Raw genomic sequence first — 25,299 nt, 5'->3', positions numbered from 1 at the left:
TAGAGTTATGTTTCAAAGATATAAAATTTAATCAGATTATAACCTCGCTGTTAACTTCAAATTAAAAACTCGAGTAGTCATATAATTTGGAACACCATATTGCGTTTTTGTATAAACATCTCTAACCCAAGTGTTTGTAATAGCATTTTGATTATTAAATAAATTAAATATCTCTAAACCTAATGATAAATCTTTAAAACGTTTTAGCCAATGACCGTTTGGTCTAAGCTCATTTTTTTCGGTTAAAACATATTGAAAACCAACGTCTGCTCTGCGATAATCTCTCAAACGCAATTGATAATCATACGGATCGGCATAGGAAGGCGAACCACCCGGTAAACCAGTGTTATAAACCAAATTCAAATACATTTTTAAACTTGGAATATTCGGAACATAATCTTGAAACAAAACGCCAAACTTCAAACGTTGATCGGTTGGTCGAGCAATAAAGCCTTTGTCTTGATAATTTTCTTCGGTTTTTAAGTAGCCAAAACTAAACCATGATTCGGTTCCGGGAACAAATTCACCGTTTAAACGCATGTCAAGACCATATACATAAGCTTCCGCCTCATTGTCAGCAATATAGCGAATTCGTACATTGTCTAATGTATAGGTATTTACGTCAGTCAAATTTTTATAATACAACTCACTCACAAGTTTAAATGGTCTGTCCCACATTTTAAAACTGTAATCATTACCAGCCACAAAATGAATTGATTGTTGGGCTTTCACATTAGGTCTAACCTGTCCGTCAAATCCGCGAAGTTCTCTGTAGAAAGGTGGTTGATGATATAATCCTCCAGAAACTCTAAAAACCATATCTTTTACCCATAGCGGTTTAATTGCAAATTGTGCTCTTGGACTAAAAACCATCTGACTCTTTCCATCTAAATCATCACCGGAAACTTGCCATTGATGCATACGAACTCCGGCATTATACCAAACTTCACTAGAACCTAAATTCGATTTTCTACTCCATTGAGCATAACCTGAAAAACGATCAATTGTTGTGAAATTCGTAGCTCGAACACTTTGGAAAGGAACCAAAGGACCAACATACGGATTATAAGGTTGGTCGTTTACAGGAAAATCACGTGGTGGATTGATGGAAAATCCTGCAGAATCAATCACTTCCCATTCTACTAAACGATCACGAATATCTTCTTTGGTGTATTTTACTCCCCATTCGATGGTATTTTCATTTAATTTATGAAAACCTTTTACTTCTGTATTGATAATTAATGCATCTAAATCATTTCGTCCGTGATTCAATTGAGTTCCGATTCCACGATTGAATTTTACATCGCCAAATGTTTCCGAACCGATGTTGCTATCAACTTCTCCTAAAAAATAGGCAGCAAAAATATCAAAATGTTCTTGCTCTTGGGTGTGATAAGCTGATCCTATGAACTTTAAAGTATTGTTATCATTTATATTGTAAGACGTTTTTAATGCTCCAAACAACGTTTGATACTGATCTTTTTCTTGTCCGTCATAAAAAATTTGAAGTGCAATTGGTTCGTCAATCGTTCCAAAATTAGTTTGACGAGTGAGCGGTTCAAAATTATATTTGTTTTGAGAAGCATTTCCTAAAAATCCAAATTGCCATTTCGTATTCGGTGTGTAGGTCAAATACGTTTGCACATCGGTAAAAGTTGGTCGAAAGTTAGATTCCGTTTCTTGACTATTCACCAATAAACTGTTATCTCGGTAGCGAACACCTGTTATATTCGCCCATTTTTGGTTTTTACTTACGCCTTCTAAGGTTAAACTTCCGCCTAAAAAACTGGCTTCTAAAGCGGCGGCATAACGAGTTGGAATGCGGTAGGTGATATCTAAAACAGATGATAATTTATCACCATATTTTGCCTGAAAACCTCCGGCAGAAAAGTCAACATTTTGCACCATATCGGTATTGGTAAAACTCAACCCTTCCTGCTGACCGGAACGAATTAAAAAAGGACGATAAATTTCTATTTCATTGACATACACGAGATTTTCATCATAATTTCCACCTCGAACGGAATATTGTGTACTTAATTCGTTGTTGGAATTCACACCTGGCAATGACTTTAATATATTTTCAACTCCGGCATTTGCTCCCGGAATTGTTCTTATTACTGCTGGTTCTATCGTCGTAATACCTTCTACCCTTTTTCTGTTTCCGGCTGTAACAATTACTTCACCTAATAAATCTTCTGAATCACTCATTTGAAAATTATATTCATAATCTTCATTGGTTTTCAATTCTAATCTAAGAGTAGCTTTTTTTAGAGAAACATGCGTAAAAACAAGCGTTATTTTTTGGTTTGCAGGAATCGTTAAGGCATAAAAACCATTCACATTCGTGGTAGTTCCTTTATCTTGGTAATTGATATTTACACCTTCAACCGGATTATTATTTTTATCTAAAATGATTCCTTTTATTCTGGCTGTTTGTGCATTTGCTGCAAATCCGATGCAAAAAAGCATCAATGCCACTATAAATTGTTTTGTTTTCAAAAGATGAATTTAAGGTTTTTGACTTCTAAAAAAATGTGATTCAAATATAGTAGAATTTCCGACATTATCCACAACCACAATCTTTAATTCGTTTCGTCCTTCTATAACGATGTTATCTGAAAAATCGTGTACAATCTTGTTACTTTTATAATCATAGTCAAACAAAATCCATTTTTCGTTCAAATAACCATTATAGGATTTGATTCCGGAAAGATCATCTGAAATCGTAAATTGAAGATCATTTTGCTTACTTAACCACTTTCCTTCTTGAAAGTTAACTGATTTAATTTGTGGAGCAACCGAATCTTTTATCAATTGAAATTGTCCTAAATTTCTAGTCCAAGTGATAAAAACATTCTCTTTAATTTTGGTAGAATTATAGGTTATTTTGCTTCCTTTTATTGTAGCAATAAAATATTTTTCTCTTTCTTCTGCCGGAACTGAATCATTTTGAAACGTAATATTCAAATTGGAATGAACCGGAGTTGCATCATCTTGCAAAGTCAGCACATTGTCTTTTACATCAAAATTCAAATAAAAATCTTCATAAAATGTATTTTCCGGAATAAATACCGAAATATTATCTTTCGTAAAATTATAATCGTTGGAAGATTTTACGAAATAGTTTGTCTTTTGTTCTTTTTTAGGAATTTTTACCGGCAAATTTGAATATTGAATCGGAATCGTTACTGTTGTTTTATTTCCATGATAATCGGAAATTTCCAATTTATAATTGTGCGAAAGATTATTTCCAACTTTAATAATTCCATTGTTTTGATTGGAAGAAACTAAACTCAACGGATATTTTTTGGCTAAGAATAATTTCTGCACTCGCTGATTCATTTTTTTGAAACGGTTGTAATCAATATATGCATTGATGTATCGGGTTTCGTCATAACTAAATGTATCAAATGTAATTTCAAACGAAGGTTTTCCATCTAACGTCGAACTAATTTTATACACGCCATTTTTACCATAATTATTATCCGATTGATCGTATGTATTTACACCAATACCAATTTCACCTTTTGCCAAAACTTTTGTAGCCAAATAACTTCCGTCTTTTTGTTGAGAAATCGGAATTTGTATTGGAATTTGTGATTGATTTACCAAACCATCTTCACTTAACGGATAAACAACAATTTCATTGATAACCGGAATTCGAGTATCTTTTACCTTATTATCTAATCCGAAAAAGAATGGATTAATAATTTTTTCTGTTTTTGAATCACGATATTCAAAATGTAAATGAGGTCCGCCGGAACCACCAGTATTTCCTGACAAAGCGATAATTTCTCCTTGTTTTACAACTAAATCTTCCGGTTTCGGAAAAATATCAATTTCAAAACTTTCCAAAGCATAATGTTGTTTTTTTAAATAATCATCAATTTTGGAAGATGTCTTCAATAAATGTCCATAAACGGAAGTATAACCATTTGGATGTGTAATATAAATTGCTTTTCCATAACCAAAAGTGGATATTTTAATACGAGAAACGTAACCATCAGCAACGGCTATTACATTTAATCCTTCTTTTTGTTGGGTTCTAAAATCTATTCCGGAATGAAAATGATTTGAACGCAATTCGCCAAACGTTCCCGATAGTGAAAGTGGAATATCCAACGGTGGAATAAAATCTTCTTTTGGATATTGATTTTGAGAAAAAACCGCAATTGGGGCAAATAATAGAATGTAAAGAATGTATTTCATGGCTTTGAATTTTTGCTAATTTAAAAAATGTAATACAAAATTCAAACCAAATTCAAAAAAAATCAATATTTTACTGATTTACTTGACTTTATCTCAAAAATAAAAATGAAAACAAAATTTATTTTTTTTATTTGCGTTAATCGTTTAGGAATACTAACTTTGTAACTCGTGTAATGAATACATGCTCCTATGAGTGAAATGGTAGAAATTGTTGATTCTCTTGAAAATAGGCTCTCCAAACTGATTAGCAAAATGCAAAGTTTAGAGACAACTGTTCAGGAATTAAAGCAGGAATTGAAGAATTCTACCACAACTATACAAAAACAAGCCGCCGATATGGAAGGTTTGAAGAAAAAGTATGAAACACTCAAAATAGCCAATTCATTATTAGGCAGTGACGAAAATAAAAGAGATACGAAGCTTAAAATAAATTCATTAATTCGTGAAATTGATTACTGTATTGCACAGTTATCTGATTAATACAGCATGAACGAAAAGCTTAAAATTAAAATATCAATTGCAGACCGAGTTTATCCGTTAACGGTTGAACCCACACAAGAAGAAGGACTACGAAGTGCTTCCAAAAAAATTGATGTAATGATTAAGCAATTTGAAGAAAATTATGCTGTGCGAGACAAACAAGACGTGTTAGCCATGTGTGCTTTGCAGTTTGCCTCGCAATTAGAGCAAAAACAAATCGAAAAAACGGAAGATAATCAGGAATCATTAGAAAGACTGAAAAAAATAAATGATTTATTAGCCAATTATCTGGAAAAATAAATACGTTCTTACACATTAATTAAGATACTGCCTACATTAGTTTCTATTTGATAAACTCAACACTAACATTTTAGAATGAGCAAATCTTCATTACTATAGCATGCCCACCTTGTAGTGGGATCCTTGAACAGTGAGTTAGCTCAAAACTTGTCATAACGAGTTTATACAATCACCTAATGTAGGCTTTTTTTATATATAAACCTTACCTAAACAAATGGACAGTACATTACTACTTATTATCGCCGGAATTGTTGGTCTTGCAGCGGGTTTTGCTATCGCAAAAGTCATTGAAAAGAGCAATGTTTCCAATCTTATAAAAAATGCAAAAAAAGAAGCCGCTTCCATCCTAAAAGATGCAAAAGTAGAGGCTGAAAACATCAAAAAAGACAAATTACTTCAAGCAAAAGAAAAGTTTTTAGAATTAAAATCGGAACACGAAAAAGAAATTTTATCAAAAGATAAAAAAATTGCTGAAGTTGAAAAAAGAGTTCGCGACAAAGAATCACAAGTTTCAAGTGAATTAGCAAAAGCTAAAAAATCAGCTGATGATTTTGACGCAAAAATTATCGATTACAATAACAGAATCGAAATTCTTGACAAAAAACAAATAGAAGTTGAAAAACTACACAAAAGTCAAGTTGAACAATTAGAAGTTATTTCCGGCTTATCTGCCGAAGAAGCCAAAGAACAATTAGTAGAAAGCTTGAAAGCTGAGGCTAAAACTAAAGCAATGGCTCATATTCAAGATACGCTTGAAGAAGCTAAATTAACTGCTCAACAAGAAGCTAAGAAAGTAATTATCAACACCATTCAACGTGTTGGAACAGAAGAAGCAGTAGAAAATTGCGTTTCTGTTTTCAATATTGAATCGGACGATGTAAAAGGTAGAATCATTGGTCGTGAAGGAAGAAATATACGTGCTCTTGAAGCTGCAACCGGTGTTGAAATCATCGTTGATGATACTCCTGAAGCGATTATTCTTTCCTGTTTTGACCCTGTTAGAAGAGAAATTGCTCGTTTAGCTTTACATAAATTAGTAACCGACGGTCGTATTCACCCTGCCAGAATTGAAGAAGTTGTTGCTAAAACGACGAAACAAATTGATGATGAAATCATTGAAGTTGGTAAGCGAACAGTAATCGACTTAGGTATTCACGGTTTACATCCGGAATTGATTAAAGTGGTAGGTAGAATGAAATACCGTTCTTCTTACGGTCAAAACTTACTACAACACTCCAGAGAAGTTGCAAAACTTTGTGGAATCATGGCGGCAGAATTAGGTTTGAATGTGAAATTAGCTAAACGTGCCGGACTTTTACACGATATTGGTAAAGTACCTGATACTGAAAGTGAATTACCTCACGCTATCTTAGGTATGCAATGGGCTGAAAAATACGGTGAAAAAGAAGAAGTTTGCAACGCGATTGGAGCTCACCACGATGAAATTGAAATGAAATATTTGATTTCACCAATTATTCAAGTGTGTGATGCTATTTCTGGTGCTAGACCTGGTGCTAGACGTCAAGTTTTAGATTCATACATTCAACGTTTAAAAGATTTAGAAGCGATTGCTTTTGGATTTAATGGTGTGAAAAGTGCGTATGCTATTCAAGCCGGACGTGAATTACGTGTGATTGTAGAAAGCGAAAAAGTTTCAGACGAACAAGCGGCTAAACTTTCCTTTGAGGTTTCTCAAAAAATTCAAACGGAAATGACCTATCCGGGACAAGTGAAAATTACTGTAATTCGTGAAACAAGAGCGGTGAATATTGCGAAGTAATAACGTTGTCGGTTGTTTGATTTCCGTTTACGAAAAGAAATAAATAAATTTATAGAAATGACTTGCAGAAATGTAGGTCATTTTTTTATATACAAAGTTTGAAAACAGACAACCAACAACGGCAATCACTTCCTCGGATGAAACTTATTTACAATCTGAGTGAGATGTTTTCGATCTAAATGCACATACACTTCGGTAGTAGTAATCGATTCATGTCCCAACATTAATTGAATGGAACGCAAATCGGCACCATTTTCTAAAAGATGCGTAGCAAAGGAATGACGAAATGTGTGCGGACTAATCGCTTTATTTAATTCGATTTTTACGGCTAAATCTTTAATAATAGTAAAAATCATTGCTCTGGTAAGTTGCTTTCCTCTTCGGTTGAGAAATAGCGTATCTTCATGCCCTTTTTGAATGTTTAAATGAGTACGAACATGATTTTTATATAACTCAATAAATTTTTGTGTTGTACTTCCAATGGGAACGAAACGTTGTTTGTTACCTTTTCCTGTAATTTTGATAAAACCTTCGTCAAAAAATAAATCGGAAATTTTAAGTGAGATTAATTCGGAAACACGCAATCCACAACCGTACAAAGTTTCAAGTATAGCTTTGTTGCGTTCGCCTTCATCCTTAGACAAATCAATAGCAGCAATTAAGGCATCAATGTCTTGAACGGAAAGAGTATCGGGTAACTTTCTACCTATTTTAGGAGTTTCAATTAATTCCATTGGATTATCAGCACGATAATCTTCAAAAATTAAATAGGTGAAAAAACTTTTTAAACCGGAAATAATACGAGCTTGAGAACGCGGATTAACTTCTTTGGAAACTGCATAAATAAATTGTTGAATCTCTTCTTCACCAATAGTTATTGGATTTTTAGAAATAGAATTTTCATCCAAAAATTGCCTTAAACGTAACAAATCAAAAGAATAATTATCGATGGTGTTTTGCGATAAACCTCTTTCAATTTTTAAATACGACTGAAAACTTTTGATATACGTTTGCCAATTCATGTTTCAAAGTTCGACAAATTATAGGAATAAAAAAACCACGCAGAAGGCGTGGTTAAAATTTATATTTATTCTAAAATTAGAATCTATATCCAAAAGATACTTGAAAAACTGCATTTTTAACATCAACATCAGAATCATCAGGGATACTAGACAAACCAAAATTATAACGAGCTTCAGCAAAAAGTTTATCTGTAAAACTATATCCTAAGCCTAAATTAAATCCAAAATCAATAGCCTTAGTATCATCTTTAATATCAAATTCCTCAGAATCAGACTCTCCCTCGAATGAATAAGTTACTTCATTCTTTGCACTCATCAAAAAACTAACCTGAGGTCCAGCTTGGATATTAAATTTTTCAGTAATAAAATACTTAGCCATGATTGGCAAGTTGATATAATTCAATTTTAAATTTTCTTCAACTTTAACATTAAATCCATCAAAATCATCAAAGTACTCCGCTTTAGCTCCTTGAGTAGAAAATAATAATTCAGGCTGAATTGCAAATTTTTCATTTAATTTAATCTCTGCAAAACCTCCAACGTGAAAACCAATTTTAGGATCAAGGTCTTCTATATCCCCTGTTAAAGTTGTAACGTTTAAACCTCCTTTAACACCAAAATTAACATCTTGAGCACTAGTAACACCAAATGTTAAAACAGTAATTCCAACAAAAATAAGTTTTTTCATTTTTTTATATTTTTAAAATTTGAGTGCAAATATATAATAAAAAAAATACTACAAACTATATAATAATAAAAAACCACGCATAAAGCGTGGTTTTTATTTATTCAATTAAATTATTAGAATCTATATCCTAAACCTACTTGGAAGTTAGTATTCTTAACATCAACAGCATCTGTTTCGCTAATGTTTGCTAAACCTAAATTATATCTCACATCAAAAAACAATCCCATTGGCAACTCATAAGCTGCACCTAAACCTAAGCCAAAATCTATTGATTTTACTGCATCGTCAAAATCTTCTTCAACTGTACCGATTTTAAATGCTACAGAAGGACCAGCTTGAAGATTCAAAGCTTCAGTAAGGTAATATTTAGCCATAATTGGAACTCTCAAATAATTTACACCTAAATCAACTCCATCGCTATCTGCACCTTCCATAGAGTATAGTAACTCAGGTTGTACATGAAATTTATCTGAAATACCAATGTCTACTAAACCGCCTACATAGAAACCAGTTCTACCATCAGTTTCAGCATCTCCCGTGAAGTTAGAGAAGTTCGCTCCGGCTTTTACACCAAATTTAATTTCCTGAGCATTTGCAGTCCCAAATGCTGCAACAGCAAGAATAGATAAAATGATTTTTTTCATGTTTTACTTGTTTTAAAGTTATAATACAAAATTATAAACTCTTATTGTAAGTAATTATTGGTCAAATTTCAGTTATCAACAATTTTATCAACAACTATTTGGTAACAATCTCGATATATTTAATAATAAATTTGTTATAATTTTGTTTTATCAATATATATCAACTAAATTATTAAAACATGAAAAAGCTACTTTTTTTTATCGCATTCATGATTATTGGGATAACCCAATCGAATGCTCAAATGTTGAAATTTGGTGTAAAAGCCGGAGCCAATTTTGCCAGTCTTGAAGGAGATGGTTTAGAAGGTTTAGAAACCTACACAAGTTTTCACTTTGGTGCTTTGTTAGAATTAAAAGTGTTTGAGAACTTTGCTCTTCAACCTGAATTATTATATTCTTCACAAGGTGCTAAAGTTGAAAGTGAATCGTTTGACGACATTAACTTTAATTATTTAACTGTACCTGTATTAGCCAAATTTTATTTAATTTCAGATAGATTGAGTGTTGAAGCCGGACCGCAATTCTCCTTTTTAATTGATGATAATGTTGGGGATCAATTTGAATCAGAATCATTCGATTTTGCTGCAGTTGGTGGTTTGGGTTTGAATATTACTGACAATATTTTTGCACAAGCAAGATATGTAGTTGGTTTAACCGAAGCTTCAAAAGATGCAGAAGTTAAAAACAGAGTGATTCAGGTTTCACTAGGTTATCGATTCTAACCAATTAAAATTTTAAACCATATAAGTCATATAAGTTTTCAGACACTCTAAACTTATATGACTTATATGGCTAATTTTTTTCTATTTTACTTTATCAGACACAAATCCACCTTTTGCACTGGAAACCTCAACAGTTGCTCCATTTGCATTTCCGCTCACAAACCAACGAACTTTTACGCTTCCCATTCCACGAATATTATCGATTTCAATGGTTTGTGGACTATGTTTTTGTTCAGTAAACAAATTCAAGTCTTCGTTTTGAACAGTCATTCCGGCTATCACATTGGCTCCTTTTAGTGTAATAAAATCAGGTCGCTCAATTTTATTTTTTACATCAATCGATGAATGCGTTGGAATAATTCGTGTATTCATTATAGTTGCAGTAACTGCTGTTAATCCTCCGGAAAGTTTTTCGGTTTTAATGTCTAAAATTTCTAATTTTGGCGTTTGATAGGCATGGTATAGTGTGAAAGCCATGTTTCGATGAGCATCTTCCTGCAACATAAAACCCGGATGATTTCTGATATAATTCTTCTTAGCTCCACCAATTTCAATTTCACCAAACTGCGGGTGATTGAACGGTTTCCATTCCACATAACCATCACCAAATAAAAGGTATTTATCAAATTCATTAAACTCATCGTTATCCCAACGACTCCATGAACTTTTTTGGTTGAATAACTTGTATGAAGTCATCAATTCATTACTAAACGTAAAAATGCCACGTGTTAATGATAGAAAATCAATTTCACCACCATACACCGTGTATAAATCTTTGTGCAATACAAAATAATTATAGCCGGGAATCATCTTCTCTCCTAATTTACCGATGTTATCATACACTTCAATATCTTGTCTGCTGAACAACGGATCATCTTCTGCAGCACCCGGCCCGCGGAGAAACATCCCACCATAATTATGATAACTTTGTGCTCCGGCAATATTTGGATGACTAACGATAAAATCTTTTACAGCTCTGGTTTCAGGTAACGTTCCGGGATAAAAAAGAGCTCCTCTCTGCACATAATCGGGTTGCCAATTCCAAGCCCAATCACGATTTGGATCATAGGTTCCCAATTGGTCTTCGTTTACTAATCCGTCTCCGTCTGCATCAAGTCCTTCGTAACCCAATAATTCATATTCACCCATTTCATCACCTCGCACTTGATACATTCTGCTTGGGTATTTTGGATCAATTTTATATCGTCCGGTTTTTGATTTTCTTCGCATCATGACGATATTTCCATCGCCATCTAAATCATTGTATTTATCTTCATTCACCAATCCATCGCCATCGTTATCAAACGGACGCATTCCTGAACGAGAAGAATTGGCCGTATTTTCTTTGTAGATAAAATTCTCACGTGAATCAGGGCTAATGGTCAACGCAATGTAAAATACTTTATCCTTTAATAAGGTATTAATGAATTTTACGGTTTGGAAACTTTCTGCCAAATACCAAGCAGTGTACATTGAAATTTCAACACCTTGCAATTCATTAGCGTGAATTCCACCATCAATATAGAAACCCGGTTTATTTTCTGTTTTATCGGTTTTGAAATCGGAAACGGTTAACAACCAAATATCTCTTCCTTCAAAAGATTTTCCGATGGATTCCATTTTTACCAAATTGGGATAGGCTTTTACCAAATCTTTACAAAACTGAGTAATTTGTGCATAATCGTGGTACCGATCCCAAGACATGCGAACTTTTGGATTTGCCGGCGAACCGATTGCTCTCATTCCGTTTAAATCCTGAGGAGCAATATCATTTTTTTGTGCATTTACATTTGCCATTAACAAACATAAAATAGTAGTCAGTATATATCTTTTCATGTTTATCTTATTTCAATTCAACCTTAATTTCTTTGATTCCTGTTGTTGCACAACCAGTTGTAATAGTTGCCGTTCCCGATCCGGAAACCAACCACGAATATTCTTCCGATTCATTGGGTTGAAGCGTGTTTCGCAAAAAGTATTTTCTTCCTGAAACCATTTTCTGATTATTGTTCAGCATAATTTCGGTTTTCATGCGAGAAACGAAACGGATTTTATCACCAATTTCAGCATACGTGGGTAACATTCCTTTGTTAACCACTTTAATGGTGATGCGGTATAAATTGCTATCTAACTTTTCTACCACAGGAACTGTCGTTTCAATTTTTGGCATTGCATTCACTAATTCTACCAAAAAAAGTTTGTGTTTTGCAACCGATTCATCCAAAAATTTAGACGGTGGATTATTCATCACATACGGAACAAATCCGCCAACTTCTGCTTTTTGATTGGGAAAATCGGGATGTTTGATACTTGTCCAATTCACAAAAACATTGTTTAACTGATTTCTTTCAGCCCATTTTAAAAATTCAATTTCAGGGTTTACTTCTGATTTTTCACCTTTTTTAGGTTTTTCGGTTTTTGCTTCGGTTGAATCTTTTTTCTCTTCCACTTTATCTATCCACCAACCAGGCGTTGAAAAACTGAATTTTCCGGCATGATAATAAGCTGTTTGAGCAAAATTACCTTTTGTCATCGGCAATTTTGGTCCGTCTTTGATGGCTGCTTTTTCGGTATACAATTTTGAAACATGCTCAGCTGCTTTCACATCATTTTCCAACCAACTTTTAACAATTCTACTGCTGGCCGATTTGCTGTCGAATTTTGGAGCTTCCGACAAATTGTTGTGCATTCCAAATGTTAGCACACCATAAATATGTTGATTGAGGTATAAAAAATCCAACAATGATCTGGTTTCCGGTTCAGAAGCAACATAAACACCGGAACCTTTTTCAAAAACAGGATGATCGAACGTGAAATTTTTATCAATGTTTACACCTTCCGAAATATCTTCGTTGAATTTGCCATCTTTATCATTATCAAATCCTTCGGAAATCAAACTGAATTTTCCAACCTGATTTTTTGAAGGATCGGCTTTGATTAAAATTCGGGCATCATCGGGACTTTCGATATAACTTCCAGTTACATCTTCAATTCTAACTTGAGTGATATAACCATCATTATTCAAATCTTCAAAACCATCCTCGCCTATTTTTCCATCGCGGTCATCATCAGTTTTGGTTGCATTTCCACTTTCTTCAAATTTTAATTTAGTGAAATACGCAGCAATTGCATCAGGATTTACAGAAGGAACAAAATACAAGGTTTTATCTTCTAATAATTTGGAAAGATTGGCATCGTCAAGCAATTGCTCAATTAGTTTAGCGGCAATTTGAGTACCGGCTTGGTGTTTTCCATCAATTCCGGCAGTAATTAAAAGTGCGGGTTTGGCTTTTTCTGATGATGAAAGTGTTAAGAGCCAAATATCTTTTCCGCCACTGCTTTTTCCAATTGATTTAACGGAACACGATTTGTTTTTTGATGCTAATTCTTTAAGTTTTTTTGATAAATCTTCATAAGTAAGGTAGTCATTTTGAGCTTGACTGAATCCGAAAATGAATAGGAAGAAAAATAGTATTTTTTTTCTCATTTGATGATGTTTTGTTAGAACCATAAAAATAGTTGTTTCAAACCTATCAAAATGTTAATATTAAACTAATGTTTTTAAGTAATAGATTTGAAAGTATGATTTTTTTGATAAATTTACTCCAAAACGCTTTCTATGAAAATTATAATTATTAATGGTCCAAATTTAAATCTCTTAGGAAAAAGAGAACCGGACATTTATGGTAATCAATCGTTTGAAGATTTTTTTAAATCGCTTCAAGAGAAATATCCTAATTTGGAACTGTTTTATTACCAAAGCAATATCGAGGGAGAACTGATTGATAAAATTCAAGAAACCGGATTTTCATTTGATGGAATTATCTTAAATGCTGCGGCTTATACACATACTTCTGTTGGAATTGGAGATGCTGTAAAAGCCATTCAAACGCCTGTAATTGAAGTACACATTTCGAATACATTTGCTCGTGAAGAATTCAGACATCATTCCTTTATTTCGCCTAATGCTGCCGGAATAATTGTTGGATTTGGATTAAAAAGTTATGAATTGGCCCTTCTATCATTAATAAAATAAAAAAATACGCTTTCAACTTTATACTACTAACTCGTCTCGCAAAACCTACACATGAAATATAGTATCGTTCTTATACTTAATTTAGTATCAATAATTTCATTCGCTCAAATTAAAGGAAAAATAACTGATGAGTCAGGAAATCCTTTGCCTTTTGTAAATATTTATATTGAAAATACCTATATCGGAACAACTTCAAACGAAAATGGCTTTTATGAACTTAATGTTCAAAATCAGGAAAAAGTGGCTGTTGTTTATCAATATTTAGGATATAAAACGCAAAAACACATCTTAAACATAAACAAATTTCCATATACTTTTGATGTTAAATTGATTGAGGAGAATTATAATTTGAATGAAGTTGTTTTGAGTTCAAAAGATAATCCGGCCAATGCCATTATTCGAAATGCAATAGCGAATAAGCAAAAAAACTCCCTGAAAACAGCACGATTTACAGCAGACTTTTATTCTCGTGGAATTTTTCGATTGAAAAATGCTCCTAAAAAAATATTAGGTCAAGAATTAGGTGATTTTGATGGTGCGTTAGACTCTACCGGAACCGGAATTTTATATTTATCAGAAACTGTCTCCAAAATTATCTTTGAAAAACCTGATAATTTGAATGAAAAAATCATCGCTTCAAAAATTAGTGGAAGAGACAATGGCTATAGCTACAACACAGCCAGAGCAACCATGTATGATTTTTATGATAATACAATTAATGTAAATATCAGTATGATTTCACCGCTTGCAGAAAATGCGTTTAGTTATTACAAATACACCTTAGATGGTGCTTTTTATGATGAACGAAACAACTTAATCAATAAAATTAAAGTAATTCCGAGAAGAGACGGCGAACCTGTTTTTGAAGGTTATATTTATATTTTGGAAGACAGTTGGGCAATTTACGGTATCGATTTAGACATCAAAGGTTATCGAATGAAGCAAGAATTTTTGGATGTGATGAAATTGAAACAGAATTTCAGTTTTAATGACAACAATCAACTATGGGCAAAAAATTCGCAAAGTTTAGAATTTGAGGCCGGGGCTTTCGGAATCAAATTTACAGGAAAGTTTACGCATGTTTACAGCAATTATGACTTTAAAGAAGCCTTTGATGCTAAAACTTTTTCGAGAGAAATTTTGAGTTTTGAGGACAATGCTAATAAAAAGGATTCTACCTATTGGAACCAAATGCGACCTGTTCCATTAACTGAAGAAGAAAGTGATGATTACATTAGAAAAGACAGTATTCAATTGGTTCGAAATTCAAAACCGTATTTGGATTCTATTGATCGTTTGAATAATAAATTTAAGATTCAGAAAATAATCACGGGTTATTCTTATCAAAATTCAGAAAAAAATTGGCGTTTAAATTATGCGGGATTGTTCAAAATTCCTTTGTATAACACAGTGCAAGGTTGGAATTTATCAACTTCATTATCGTATACTAAACGAAGTAAAGATGATCGAAAATATACCACCTTTGGCACAAAATTTAATTATGGTTTTGCCGAAGAACGTTTTCGGGCATCAGGTTATTTTCTGTCGCGATTAAGTGCAAAGACAAATAGTTTTTTAAGTATAAAAGGTGGTAGCGAAGTCACACAATTTAACCAAAACGAGCCCATCGGCAGACTTGCAAACACAGTTGTTTCTTTATTTTTAAAAGAAAACCACATGAAAGTGTATGAAAAAAACTTTGCTAATGTGACCTATAGTCAAGAAGTTATTAACGGGCTACATATGCAGGGTTCATTGGAATATGCAGAAAGAAGTCCGCTTTTTAATAACACCGATTATGTGATTATTAAAAATAAAATTGATTTTATGTCGAATAATCCGCTAGATGAAGATGATTATGTAAATCCCGGCTTTGAACGAAATAATTTAGTGAAAGCAAATGTAAATGCTCGTATCAATTTTGGACAAAAATACTTTTCAAGACCGGACGGAAAATTTATTATTCCAAATGAAAAGTACCCTACTCTTTATTTAGGCTATGAAAAAGGTTTTGCCGCAAGTGAATCAAAATATAATTATGATTTTGTTGCAGCACGAGTATTTTATGAACAAACACTTGGAAATAAAGGAAATTTCGCCATTAATTTAAAAGGTGGAAAATTCTTTAATGCAGATGAAATTTCATTTGTAGACTATAAACATTTTAATGGAAATCAAATCATTATCAGTCCAAATAATCGTTATTTAGATATGTTTAATTTACTTCCATACTATTCGCATAGCACGAATGATAGTTATACGGAAATGCATGTTGAGCATAATTTTGATGGTTTTATTATGAATAAAATACCATTGCTCAACAAACTAAAATCTACAATGATTATTGGCTATCATCATTTAGCCACACCGGAGAATAAACCTTATCAAGAATTTAGCATCGGTTTAGACAAATTGGGCTTTGGAAAATTTAAATTGCTTCGATTAGATTATATTCGATCGTATAACGGAACTACTTTCTTAAACGATGGAATTATGATTGGTCTTGAATTATTGAAGGTTATCGACTAAAACAAAAAAGAGAGTAATTAAAAAACTACTCTCTTTTTTTTATTTTTTATATGTAAAACTAAATTCTGACAACGTTTGCACCAATGGCTCTTAATCGTTCGTCAATTCGTTCATAACCTCTATCAATCTGTTCAATATTCTGAATAGTACTTGTTCCTTTTGCCGACAAAGCAGCAATTAATAATGAAATTCCTGCTCTAATATCAGGTGATGACATAGTAGTAGCTTTCAATTGCGATTGAAAATTATGTCCGATAACAATGGCACGGTGCGGATCACACAGAATAATTTTTGCTCCCATGTCAATCAATTTATCCACGAAGAACAAACGGCTTTCAAACATTTTTTGGTGAATTAACACTTCCCCTTTTGCTTGTGTAGCCACCACGAGAACAATACTCAATAAATCAGGCGTAAATCCTGGCCACGGAGCATCGGCAACGGTTAGAATAGAACCATCGATATCTTTCTTAATTTCATAACCATCTTTATGTTCAGGAATATAAATATCGTCGCCACGACGTTCAATCGTGATTCCTAATTTTCTAAAAACCGATGGAATTACACCTAAATTATCCCAACTTACATTTTTAATGGTAATTTCACTTCTGGTCATAGCAGCTAAACCAATCCAGCTTCCAATTTCAATCATATCGGGAAGAATACGGTGTGTGCAACCACCTAAACTTTCAACACCTTCGATATTTAATAAATTTGAACCAACGCCGGTGATCTTTGCTCCCATCGAATTTAGCATACCACACAATTGCTGCAAATAAGGTTCACAAGCAGCATTATAAATTGTTGTTGTTCCTTCTGCCAAAACAGAAGCCATTACAATATTAGCCGTACCCGTAACGGAAGCTTCATCCAAAAGCATATAAGCTCCTTTTAATCTTCCTTCATTTTCAACGCCATAAAAATGGTCTTCTCTATTGTATCTGAATTTTGCACCTAAATTGATAAATCCTTCAAAATGCGTATCTAATCGTCTTCTTCCAATTTTATCGCCACCCGGTTTTGGAATATATCCTTTTCCGAAACGAGCCAAAAGCGGACCAACAATCATGATAGAACCACGTAATGAACCACCTTCTTTTTTAAATGCTTCGGTCTCCAAATAACCTACATTTACTTCATCTGCTTGAAACGTAATGGAACCGGGTCCGTTTTTTTGCATTTTTACACCTAAGTTTCCTAAAAGTGTAATTAATTTATTGACATCCAAAATATCCGGAATGTTGTTAATCGTAACCTTTTCAGGCGTTAGCAGTACCGTACATAAAATTTGTAATGCTTCATTTTTTGCTCCTTGCGGATGAATTTCTCCTTTAAGACGATGACCGCCTTCTATTTTGAATGTTCCCATATTCGTTTATAGCGATTATTTCTGATTGTTATTTTTATACGGTTTTGCCTTTATATTTTTGTTGTTTTTCTTAATCAGAGGATTTTTTTGAATAAGCGGCATGTTTTTATTGGAAACCTTTTTATTGGTTCGCATTAAATCAGACGTATTCAGCAATTCTTCTGTACTTTGATGCAAATCAATTCGTCCGCCGGAAAGTTCAAATAAATGATCAAAGATTGCCTTATCATCAACGGTATCTTTATTCCAACTTAAATAAGACTTTTTCATGTGGTTGGCAATAACTTTGATGAGAGCCGATTTTAACTCACTTTCTTCCCAACTGTTAGCCACATCAATCATGTATTTGATGTTGTTTCCGTAAAAACGATACTTTGGAAATTTTTGAGGATACCCCAATCGTTCCGGTTTAAGGTTGATAACTTCACGAGTTGGAATAGGATACGGACTATCAACCTCTAATTTAAAATTAGACATGATGAAGAGTTGATCCCATAATTTATGTTGAAAATCAAGCACATCACGCAAGTGCGGATTCAAACTTCCCATTACTTTAATGATATATCGAGCAGCTTTGTTACGCTCTTCTCTATCTTCAATAATGGTTGCCTGATCGATTAATTTTTGTAAATGACGGCCATATTCAGGTATCATTAAATGAGGTCGCTCGGCATTATATTCTAATACATGCACAATATCATGTGCTTTTTCATTGTGAGTCATTTTCGTATTTTTTAAAGCGAAATTATTCCTTCTACTGTAGAAACTTCTTGGTATTTTGCCACTACATGTTCCGGACTTTCCATGCTAACATTAATGGAAACGCTGGTAAACTTACCGGTTTTTGATTGTACGGTGTTAATCACTGCACCCATGTTATTAAACGCTTCTTCCACAGCAATTATTTTTGAAGTATCGGTTGGAACAATAAATTTATAAAGGTAAATGGAAGGCCAATTTGAAGTAGTTCGTAATTCTTCTTTCAGTCTTTCATAAAATTCTTCTGTATTCTTATCCATAACATTTTTATTATAGGCAAATATACAGTATTGATTTTAGATTTTAGAAAATTGAAATTGAATTTTAATGATTTGTAGCTGAGTTTAAATCATTCATTTAGTTTGAATTGAAAATTATCTTATTAAATTTCTGAACAAATTTATTTAATAAGACTTAAAGTTCTGCAAAAGTTTGTTTACAAGCTGAGTATTTTTCTAAATTTACCACCTTATTGAATACTTGTGAATAAAGAAATTATAGTTATAACCGGTGGTCCCGGAACAGGAAAAACAACAATTATTAACGGATTACTTGAAAAAGGTTACACTTGTTTTCCTGAAATTTCCAGAGAAATTATTAACGATGCCCGAAAACAGGGAATTGAACAATTATTTCTGGAAAAACCATTATTGTTTAGTGAATTGTTGTTGGAAGGAAGAAAAAAACAATACATTCAGGCGAATGAACATTCAGAAAAATTAATTTTTTTAGATCGCGGCATTCCTGATATTTTAGCCTATATGCATTATATTGGAGATAGTTATCCTTCTTTTTTTGATGAAGAATGCCGTACAAATAAATACACAAAAGTCTTTCTTTTACCGCCATGGGAAGAAATTTATCAATCGGATGAAGAACGTTATGAAAACTTCGAACAAGCCAAACTCATCTATAATCATTTGAAGGAAACTTACGAAAATTATGGCTACGAACTGATAGAAGTTCCGTTGGATGTACAAGATAAAAGAATTCTTTTTATCTTAGATGCCATATCGCGATAAAAAATGATAAAAGCCGAAGAAATTCTAAAAAAATATTGGGGATATGATGAATTTCGAACGCCTCAAAAAGAAATTATAAACGCCGTTCTATCCGGATCTGATACATTTGGGTTAATGCCCACCGGAGGAGGAAAATCAATATGTTTTCAAGTTCCGGCTTTAATGAAAGACGGAATATGTCTGGTAATTTCTCCTTTGATTGCCTTGATGAAAGATCAAGTAGAAAACCTTTCCAAAAGAGATATAAAAGCTTTAGCATTAACCGGCGGAATTTCTACCGACGAAACCATTACCTTGTTAGATAATTGTTTATACGGAAACTACAAATTTTTATACCTCTCACCCGAACGATTAGAACAAGATTGGGTCTTAGAAAAAATCAAAAATCTTCCGCTAAATTTAATTGCGATTGACGAAGCTCATTGTGTTTCGCAATGGGGCCACGATTTTAGACCGTCTTATTTAAAAATTGGACAATTAAAAAGTTTCTTTCCGGAAGTTCCTTTTTTGGCTTTAACGGCTTCGGCAACAGAACGGGTTAAAAAGGATATTATTGAGCAATTAAAATTAGAGAAACCAACCGTTTTTCAAAAATCGTTTTCCAGAGAAAATATTGCTTATATGGTTGTGGAAACGGAAGATAAGTTGCACAAAATTGAAAGAATGTTGAGCAAAAATCCGGAATCTTCTATTATATATGTGCGAAACCGTAAATCGTGTTATGATGTTGCCAATCAATTGCAACAAATGGGTTTTAAAGCCGCTTTTTATCACGGTGGTTTGCCAATGAAAGAAAAGACAAAAAACATGGATTTGTGGATGAGTGAAAAAGTACAAGTCATGGTGGCAACCAACGCTTTTGGAATGGGAATTGACAAATCCAACGTAAAAACTGTCATTCATATTCAATTGCCGGAAAATATTGAAAACTATTATCAAGAAGCCGGTCGTGCCGGAAGAAATGGAGAAAAAGCATATGCTGTTTTATTGGTTGGTCCGGGTGACGTGAATTCAGCAAAATCGCAATTCATCGCCAATTTGCCAGATAAAGAATTTCTGAAAACAGTTTATATTAAATTGTGTAATTATTTTCAAATTGCATACGGCGAAGGAATTAATGAAGAATTTCCGTTTAATTTGAATCACTTTTGTTCGCAATATAATTTTCCTATCATAAAAACGTATTCAGGTTTGCAATTTTTAGACCGTCAAGGAATCATCAGTTTTACGCAGGAATATTCAGAAAAAATCAATTTGCAATTCATTATTGAAAGTAAGGAAGTGATTCGATACATCAGCTTGAATCCTTCTGAAGAGGAAATCATTTTAGCTTTTTTGCGAACGTACCCTGGTATCTATGAATATCAAACCGCTGTAAATCTTTCACTTATTGCACGAAAAAGCAACAGTTCCGAAGAACAAGTTGAATCAGTTTTAAATCGTCTAAAAGAAAAAGGCATTGTTGATTATATTGCCAAAAATAACGATGCCATAATTACTTTTAATGAAGTTAGAGAAGACGAACGCACAATAAACCGCGTTTCAAAATATTTAGAAAAGCAAAACGATTTAAAAAAGGAACAAATTGAAGAGGTTTTTCATTACGTTACTAATAATGAAATTTGTAAAAGTCGTTTTATACTAGCCTATTTTGGAGAGAAAAACACAACCAATTGCGGAATTTGCTCCTACTGCATTTCAAAAAAAGAAAAAAGCAATAATTCAAATCAACTCAATCAATTGATTCTGAATATTATTTCTGAAAAACCGTATTCTTCCCGTGAATTAGAAAAAATCATGGATTGTAAAGAACAGGAACTTATCTTTGCATTACAAGAACTATTGGATGAAGAAAAAATCATTATTCTTCCCAATAATAAATACACAAAAGCATAGCATGGAAAAATTACGCATCGTTTTTATGGGAACGCCCGATTTTGCCGTTGGGATTTTAGATACAATTTTACAACATAAATATAATGTAGTTGGCGTAATCACAGCTCCTGATAAACCCGCCGGAAGAGGTCAGAAAATAAATACTTCTGCTGTAAAAGATTATGCTTTAGAAAAAGGATTAAAAATTCTACAACCAACCAATTTAAAAGACGATAATTTTTTAGAAGAATTAAAAAGTCTTAACGCAAACTGTCAGGTAGTAGTTGCTTTTAGAATGTTGCCCGAAGTGGTATGGAAAATGCCAAAATTTGGTACATTTAACTTGCATGCTTCCCTCCTACCTAATTATAGAGGAGCAGCTCCTATTAATTGGGCAATTATTAATGGTGAAACCAAAACCGGTGTGACTACTTTTTTTATTGATGATAAAATTGATACCGGAGCCATTATTCATTCAGCCGAAACACCAATTGAACCAACAGAAAATGTGGGTCAATTGCATGACAGATTAATGGTTTTAGGAAGTAAGACCGTAATTGAAACTTTGGTTGCGATTGAAAATGGAACGGTGCAAACAACTCTACAAAACGATTCTCCTGAAATAAAGACTGCATATAAACTCAACCGAGACAATTGTAAAATTGACTGGACAAAATCCGGAGAAGAAATTTTTAATCTAATTCGAGGTTTAAGTCCATATCCGGTAGCATGGAGCTTAGTACAAGACGGAGAACAGGAATGGAATGTAAAAATCTATGAAGCCTCTTTTGAAAAAGAAAATCATTCTTTTCAAGTTGGAACAATTCAATCCGCCAAAAAGGAAATGAAAATTGCTGTATCGGATGGTTTTATTCACATCTTAAGCATTCAATTCCCCGGAAAAAAGAAAATGAATGTTCAGGAATTGCTCAACGGAATGAAATTTTCTACCTCGGCAATGGCTCTTTAGGCACTGAAAACACTCAAAAAAGTGAAAAATACCGACGAATAACACGGCTTTATCAACAATACGACCCAAGTTATCAACAAATTTGACGAAAACTCACGAAAACACTTGTACAGTAAGGAAATCCTATTAAATTTGTTACAATTAACTTTATGTTTAACCAACAATTAATAACTATTATTATGAACAAATCAGAATTAATCGATGCTATTGCTGCAGATGCAGGTATCACTAAAGCAGCTGCTAAATTGGCTTTAGAATCATTTTTAGGAAACGTAGGTGCTACTTTGAAAAAAGGTGGAAGAGTTTCTTTAGTAGGTTTCGGATCATGGTCAGTATCTAAAAGAGCTGCAAGAGATGGTAGAAATCCACAAACTGGAAAAACTATCAAAATTGCTGCTAAGAATGTTGTTAAATTCAAAGCTGGTGCAGAATTAGAAGGTACTGTAAACTAGTCTAATTGATTTGATATAAAGAAAAGTCTTCCATTTTGGGAGACTTTTTTTTTATAGTTTTTCTCAAAATATTTGGATAATTGGAAATAAATTTGTTAAATTTAACTAAAAATTGCAAGGATATGATTTCAGAAAAACTTAAAAAAGGTCATTTACTCATTGCTGAGCCTTCTATTTTGGGTGATTTGTCCTTTAATAGGTCGGTTATTTTATTAGCCGATCACAACGATGAAGGTTCAGTTGGTTTTATTCTTAACAAACCACTTGATTATACGTTAATGGATTTAGTTCCCGAAATTGAATCGTCTTTTACTATCTATAATGGAGGTCCTGTAGAGCAGGATAATCTTTATTTTATTCATAGTGTTCCTGATTTAATTCCGGATAGTGTTGAAATTTCTAACGGTATTTATTGGGGTGGTGATTTTGAGAAAACCCGCGACTTGATAAATAGCGGAGAAATAAACAAAAATAATATTCGGTTCTTTTTAGGCTATACCGGTTGGGATGCCAATCAATTAGAAACTGAAATGAATTCTAATTCTTGGATTTTGATTGAAAATAGCTACAAACAAAAGATTCTTCAAAAGTCATCTTCCAATTTTTGGAAAGAAAAAATCATGGAATTAGGTGGAGAATATCTTATTTGGTCTAACGCTCCTGAAAATCCAATGTTGAATTAATTAATTTCTGCTAACTGATTTATTTTTTCTAATAAAATTTTAGACCAGTTTATTGCAAATTCTTTTTTACGGTACTTTGTGATGGGTTGAACTCCTTGAATAATATTGGTTATAAAAAGTTCGTCTGCTTTTTGTAAATCAAAAGGAGAAATTGGTTCTTCTAAAACTTCTAATCCTTCTACCTTTTTTGCTATTGCTAAAATCTGTTTACGCATGATTCCGTTTAAACATCCTTCCGAGAGTGGCGGAGTAATCAATCTGTTTCCGGTAATCATAAACAAATTTCCATTCAAAGCTTCCACAACATTCTTCTCCTCATTAAGTAAAAGGCAGTTTTGATAACCATTTTCATCAGCAAAAATACTTCCAACGGTATTGATTAGCTTGTTGGTAGATTTAATAGTTGAAAGCAATTGTTTGGTTACATAAAAATCTTTGAACAATTCAACCTCATAGGGCTCCTCTTTTACTATGTAAGATTTACTTTCCAATTTCGTAGTTGAAATGAGAAAAGATACATTTCTATCGGTTGGCAAATAAAATCCGCCGTTATTTCGATAAACAGTAAAACGAATTCGGCAAGAATCAGAGCAAGAGTTCTTTTCTGCCAAATCTAAAATTTGCTTTTCCAAATTCTCCAACGTAAAATTCATCGGAATTTGCATTCGAATAATTCTCATGGATGCCATTAATCGAAAATAATGATCTTCCATAAACAACACTTTACCGTTCACTACTTTAAGTGTTTCAAAGACCGCATCACCATATAGAAATGCTCTATTCTGACTTAACACCGACTCGTGTCCTACTAAATTCCCGTTGAGATTAACCATAAAAAAAGCCCTGATTTTACAGGGCAAATATACGTTTATTCCATTTAATTATACCGAACCAATAACATGCTTTAAATCAGATATTTGGTTTTCCCATAATAATTTCGACTCACTCAATTCGTCTTCAAAGGCAAAATCAATCACCACCAAAGAAACGTCTTTTGTGATTTCATCTTCCATAATTCTCAATTCAAAAAAATAATCAGTGTCTTTATCTTGCTCATCCAACCATTTGAACTTTATTCGTTCGTTTGTTTTTTTAGAAGCTAAACGAGCCTTTTCCAGAGTATCATCCCAAATGAATGTAAAAAATTCGCCTCTAGAATTCACATTATCAGCAAACCACTCAGACAAACCCGAAGGAGTTGAGATATATTGATAAAGTAACTGTGGTGATGAGTTTAGCGGAAACTCTATTTCGTATCGTACTTTTGTATCCATTCTTACTATTTTGGGGCAATATATTGAATATTACGTCAAAAAAAAAGCATTTTCTAAAATAAAAATATTTTATCATTTTATGTTTGGAAGGTTTACTATTATTTATATATTTGCACCCGCATTACCGAAGAGGTTCTGCAAGAATTTGGCGAGATAGCTCAGTTGGTTAGAGCGTTGGATTCATAACCCAAAGGTCCCGAGTTCAAATCTCGGTCTCGCTACAAGATTATTACTTTGAAAGTAAACGGATTAAGAACCTTAATCCGTTTTTTTTTATGTCTTCAATTTTATTACTTTTACAGATAGTACATCTAAATACTTTTAATATTTATTATATCTGTTTTTAATTCATACCTTTTAAAAATTTCTATTTTTAAACCTCTATAATAATTTCTTGCTCGCTTGTCTTTATTTAAAATCACTTTATAAAAAATAAATTATACCCGATAGATTATGTTTTGAAATAATCAATATTAATTAGG

General features: G+C 33.0%; 23 protein-coding genes and 1 tRNA gene. 12 read left to right on the top strand and 12 right to left on the bottom strand.

All coding sequences use genetic code 11. From position 1 onward, the window contains the following. Nucleotides 1-36: 36 nt before the first annotated feature. Together B4N66_RS07225 and B4N66_RS07220 are read right to left on the bottom strand one after the other, a co-directional pair. Nucleotides 37-2,502, bottom strand: a complete 2,466-nt coding sequence (locus B4N66_RS07225; protein ID WP_414654099.1) for a TonB-dependent receptor — start codon at nt 2,500-2,502, stop codon at nt 37-39. Between the two features lie 9 nt (nt 2,503-2,511). Continuing rightward, nucleotides 2,512-4,212: a M23 family metallopeptidase gene (locus B4N66_RS07220; protein ID WP_291093547.1), complete on the bottom strand. Its 1,701-nt coding sequence runs from the start codon at nt 4,210-4,212 to the stop codon at nt 2,512-2,514. Nucleotides 4,213-4,401: 189 nt separating this feature from the next. Here B4N66_RS07220 and B4N66_RS07215 point away from each other — a divergent pair, with 189 nt between their 5' ends. The 3 genes from B4N66_RS07215 (at nt 4,402) to rny (ending at nt 6,772) form a co-directional block, all read left to right on the top strand. Beyond that, the gene (locus B4N66_RS07215; protein ID WP_291093544.1) at nt 4,402-4,692 is read left to right on the top strand and encodes a hypothetical protein; all 291 of its coding nucleotides are present in this window, start codon (nt 4,402-4,404) and stop codon (nt 4,690-4,692) included. 6 nt (nt 4,693-4,698) lie between these two features. Further along, nucleotides 4,699-4,992 carry a cell division protein ZapA gene (locus B4N66_RS07210; RefSeq protein ID WP_112084614.1) on the top strand — a complete coding sequence of 98 codons (294 nt, stop codon included), beginning with the start codon at nt 4,699-4,701 and terminating at the stop codon, nt 4,990-4,992. Between the two features lie 214 nt (nt 4,993-5,206). Then, a complete protein-coding gene (rny, locus tag B4N66_RS07200; protein ID WP_291093539.1) occupies nt 5,207-6,772 on the top strand; it encodes a ribonuclease Y in 1,566 nt (521 codons plus the stop codon). Between the two features lie 125 nt (nt 6,773-6,897). On the opposite strand, the gene xerD is transcribed toward rny, so the two are convergent. From xerD to B4N66_RS07185, 3 genes are all read right to left on the bottom strand, one after another. Continuing rightward, entirely contained in the window at nt 6,898-7,794 is an 897-nt protein-coding gene (gene xerD / locus B4N66_RS07195; RefSeq protein WP_291093537.1) for a site-specific tyrosine recombinase XerD, read from the bottom strand. Nucleotides 7,795-7,870: 76 nt separating this feature from the next. Beyond that, nucleotides 7,871-8,482 (bottom strand): porin family protein, encoded by a 612-nt coding sequence (locus B4N66_RS07190; RefSeq protein WP_291093534.1) that lies wholly within the window; start codon nt 8,480-8,482, stop codon nt 7,871-7,873. Nucleotides 8,483-8,595: 113 nt separating this feature from the next. Then, nucleotides 8,596-9,126 carry a porin family protein gene (locus B4N66_RS07185; protein ID WP_291093532.1) on the bottom strand — a complete coding sequence of 177 codons (531 nt, stop codon included), beginning with the start codon at nt 9,124-9,126 and terminating at the stop codon, nt 8,596-8,598. Nucleotides 9,127-9,305: 179 nt separating this feature from the next. Here B4N66_RS07185 and B4N66_RS07180 point away from each other — a divergent pair, with 179 nt between their 5' ends. Then, entirely contained in the window at nt 9,306-9,848 is a 543-nt protein-coding gene (locus B4N66_RS07180; protein WP_291093530.1) for a porin family protein, read from the top strand. A gap of 81 nt (nt 9,849-9,929) precedes the next feature. On the opposite strand, the gene B4N66_RS07175 is transcribed toward B4N66_RS07180, so the two are convergent. Together B4N66_RS07175 and B4N66_RS07170 are read right to left on the bottom strand one after the other, a co-directional pair. Next, nucleotides 9,930-11,684 (bottom strand): M14 family metallopeptidase, encoded by a 1,755-nt coding sequence (locus B4N66_RS07175; protein WP_291093527.1) that lies wholly within the window; start codon nt 11,682-11,684, stop codon nt 9,930-9,932. 7 nt (nt 11,685-11,691) lie between these two features. After that, nucleotides 11,692-13,335: a M14 family metallopeptidase gene (locus tag B4N66_RS07170; RefSeq protein WP_291093526.1), complete on the bottom strand. Its 1,644-nt coding sequence runs from the start codon at nt 13,333-13,335 to the stop codon at nt 11,692-11,694. A gap of 132 nt (nt 13,336-13,467) precedes the next feature. On the opposite strand from B4N66_RS07170, the gene aroQ reads away from it, so the two are divergent. After that, nucleotides 13,468-13,884: a type II 3-dehydroquinate dehydratase gene (aroQ, locus tag B4N66_RS07165; protein ID WP_291093523.1), complete on the top strand. Its 417-nt coding sequence runs from the start codon at nt 13,468-13,470 to the stop codon at nt 13,882-13,884. A gap of 51 nt (nt 13,885-13,935) precedes the next feature. Continuing rightward, nucleotides 13,936-16,413: a DUF5686 and carboxypeptidase regulatory-like domain-containing protein gene (locus B4N66_RS07160; protein WP_291093520.1), complete on the top strand. Its 2,478-nt coding sequence runs from the start codon at nt 13,936-13,938 to the stop codon at nt 16,411-16,413. Between the two features lie 58 nt (nt 16,414-16,471). On the opposite strand, the gene murA is transcribed toward B4N66_RS07160, so the two are convergent. The 3 genes from murA to B4N66_RS07145 are packed head-to-tail and all read right to left on the bottom strand — an operon-like array spanning nt 16,472 to nt 18,801. Further along, nucleotides 16,472-17,782, bottom strand: a complete 1,311-nt coding sequence (murA, locus tag B4N66_RS07155) for a UDP-N-acetylglucosamine 1-carboxyvinyltransferase (protein WP_291093517.1) — start codon at nt 17,780-17,782, stop codon at nt 16,472-16,474. 15 nt (nt 17,783-17,797) lie between these two features. Further along, the gene (locus B4N66_RS07150; protein ID WP_291093515.1) at nt 17,798-18,505 is read right to left on the bottom strand and encodes a DUF4290 domain-containing protein; all 708 of its coding nucleotides are present in this window, start codon (nt 18,503-18,505) and stop codon (nt 17,798-17,800) included. An 11-nt stretch (nt 18,506-18,516) separates the two neighbouring features. Beyond that, nucleotides 18,517-18,801: a DUF493 family protein gene (locus B4N66_RS07145; RefSeq protein WP_291093513.1), complete on the bottom strand. Its 285-nt coding sequence runs from the start codon at nt 18,799-18,801 to the stop codon at nt 18,517-18,519. A 222-nt stretch (nt 18,802-19,023) separates the two neighbouring features. Here B4N66_RS07145 and B4N66_RS07140 point away from each other — a divergent pair, with 222 nt between their 5' ends. From B4N66_RS07140 to B4N66_RS07120, 5 genes are all read left to right on the top strand, one after another. Beyond that, nucleotides 19,024-19,563 (top strand): AAA family ATPase, encoded by a 540-nt coding sequence (locus B4N66_RS07140; protein WP_291093512.1) that lies wholly within the window; start codon nt 19,024-19,026, stop codon nt 19,561-19,563. A gap of 3 nt (nt 19,564-19,566) precedes the next feature. Beyond that, the gene (locus tag B4N66_RS07135) at nt 19,567-21,459 is read left to right on the top strand and encodes a RecQ family ATP-dependent DNA helicase (protein ID WP_291093511.1); all 1,893 of its coding nucleotides are present in this window, start codon (nt 19,567-19,569) and stop codon (nt 21,457-21,459) included. A gap of 1 nt (nt 21,460) precedes the next feature. Further along, complete coding sequence (gene fmt, locus B4N66_RS07130) at nt 21,461-22,408, top strand: methionyl-tRNA formyltransferase (RefSeq protein WP_291093509.1); 948 nt, start codon at nt 21,461-21,463, stop codon at nt 22,406-22,408. Nucleotides 22,409-22,587: 179 nt separating this feature from the next. After that, nucleotides 22,588-22,860: an HU family DNA-binding protein gene (locus B4N66_RS07125; protein ID WP_112084759.1), complete on the top strand. Its 273-nt coding sequence runs from the start codon at nt 22,588-22,590 to the stop codon at nt 22,858-22,860. Between the two features lie 122 nt (nt 22,861-22,982). Continuing rightward, entirely contained in the window at nt 22,983-23,543 is a 561-nt protein-coding gene (locus B4N66_RS07120) for a YqgE/AlgH family protein (protein WP_291093472.1), read from the top strand. On the opposite strand, the gene B4N66_RS07115 is transcribed toward B4N66_RS07120, so the two are convergent. Both B4N66_RS07115 and B4N66_RS07110 read right to left on the bottom strand, forming a co-directional pair. Beyond that, entirely contained in the window at nt 23,540-24,376 is an 837-nt protein-coding gene (locus B4N66_RS07115; RefSeq protein ID WP_291093470.1) for an aminotransferase class IV, read from the bottom strand. The two genes, B4N66_RS07120 and B4N66_RS07115, sit on opposite strands and share 4 nt — an antisense overlap. 48 nt (nt 24,377-24,424) lie before the next feature. Beyond that, nucleotides 24,425-24,817, bottom strand: a complete 393-nt coding sequence (locus B4N66_RS07110) for an START-like domain-containing protein (RefSeq protein ID WP_291093468.1) — start codon at nt 24,815-24,817, stop codon at nt 24,425-24,427. A 147-nt stretch (nt 24,818-24,964) separates the two neighbouring features. Between B4N66_RS07110 and B4N66_RS07105 the strand changes: the two genes are divergently transcribed. Continuing rightward, a tRNA-Met gene (locus B4N66_RS07105) sits at nt 24,965-25,038 on the top strand. The last annotated feature ends 261 nt before the right edge of the window (nt 25,039-25,299 follow it).

The organism is Flavobacterium sp. UBA2787, from assembly GCA_002352205.1.
Lineage (GTDB): Bacteria > Bacteroidota > Bacteroidia > Flavobacteriales > Flavobacteriaceae > Flavobacterium.
The sequence above is the reverse complement of the archived record's forward strand: the minus strand, read 5'-3'. Positions and strand labels throughout refer to the sequence as shown.

What these genes read in the sequence shown, in the direction of transcription:
- fmt (WP_291093509.1), top strand. Translation starts at nt 21,461, where the DNA reads ATGGAAAAATTACGCATCGTTTTTATGGGAACGCCCGATTTTGCCGTT.
- B4N66_RS07135 (WP_291093511.1), top strand. Translation starts at nt 19,567, where the DNA reads ATGATAAAAGCCGAAGAAATTCTAAAAAAATATTGGGGATATGATGAA.
- B4N66_RS07220 (WP_291093547.1), bottom strand. Translation starts at nt 4,212, where the DNA reads ATGAAATACATTCTTTACATTCTATTATTTGCCCCAATTGCGGTTTTT.
- rny (WP_291093539.1), top strand. Translation starts at nt 5,207, where the DNA reads ATGGACAGTACATTACTACTTATTATCGCCGGAATTGTTGGTCTTGCA.
- B4N66_RS07210 (WP_112084614.1), top strand. Translation starts at nt 4,699, where the DNA reads ATGAACGAAAAGCTTAAAATTAAAATATCAATTGCAGACCGAGTTTAT.
- murA (WP_291093517.1), bottom strand. Translation starts at nt 17,782, where the DNA reads ATGGGAACATTCAAAATAGAAGGCGGTCATCGTCTTAAAGGAGAAATT.
- B4N66_RS07175 (WP_291093527.1), bottom strand. Translation starts at nt 11,684, where the DNA reads ATGAAAAGATATATACTGACTACTATTTTATGTTTGTTAATGGCAAAT.
- B4N66_RS07170 (WP_291093526.1), bottom strand. Translation starts at nt 13,335, where the DNA reads ATGAGAAAAAAAATACTATTTTTCTTCCTATTCATTTTCGGATTCAGT.
- B4N66_RS07125 (WP_112084759.1), top strand. Translation starts at nt 22,588, where the DNA reads ATGAACAAATCAGAATTAATCGATGCTATTGCTGCAGATGCAGGTATC.
- B4N66_RS07115 (WP_291093470.1), bottom strand. Translation starts at nt 24,376, where the DNA reads ATGGTTAATCTCAACGGGAATTTAGTAGGACACGAGTCGGTGTTAAGT.
- B4N66_RS07120 (WP_291093472.1), top strand. Translation starts at nt 22,983, where the DNA reads ATGATTTCAGAAAAACTTAAAAAAGGTCATTTACTCATTGCTGAGCCT.
- B4N66_RS07180 (WP_291093530.1), top strand. Translation starts at nt 9,306, where the DNA reads ATGAAAAAGCTACTTTTTTTTATCGCATTCATGATTATTGGGATAACC.
- B4N66_RS07145 (WP_291093513.1), bottom strand. Translation starts at nt 18,801, where the DNA reads ATGGATAAGAATACAGAAGAATTTTATGAAAGACTGAAAGAAGAATTA.
- xerD (WP_291093537.1), bottom strand. Translation starts at nt 7,794, where the DNA reads ATGAATTGGCAAACGTATATCAAAAGTTTTCAGTCGTATTTAAAAATT.
- B4N66_RS07190 (WP_291093534.1), bottom strand. Translation starts at nt 8,482, where the DNA reads ATGAAAAAACTTATTTTTGTTGGAATTACTGTTTTAACATTTGGTGTT.
- B4N66_RS07215 (WP_291093544.1), top strand. Translation starts at nt 4,402, where the DNA reads ATGAGTGAAATGGTAGAAATTGTTGATTCTCTTGAAAATAGGCTCTCC.
- B4N66_RS07110 (WP_291093468.1), bottom strand. Translation starts at nt 24,817, where the DNA reads ATGGATACAAAAGTACGATACGAAATAGAGTTTCCGCTAAACTCATCA.
- B4N66_RS07150 (WP_291093515.1), bottom strand. Translation starts at nt 18,505, where the DNA reads ATGACTCACAATGAAAAAGCACATGATATTGTGCATGTATTAGAATAT.
- aroQ (WP_291093523.1), top strand. Translation starts at nt 13,468, where the DNA reads ATGAAAATTATAATTATTAATGGTCCAAATTTAAATCTCTTAGGAAAA.
- B4N66_RS07185 (WP_291093532.1), bottom strand. Translation starts at nt 9,126, where the DNA reads ATGAAAAAAATCATTTTATCTATTCTTGCTGTTGCAGCATTTGGGACT.
- B4N66_RS07160 (WP_291093520.1), top strand. Translation starts at nt 13,936, where the DNA reads ATGAAATATAGTATCGTTCTTATACTTAATTTAGTATCAATAATTTCA.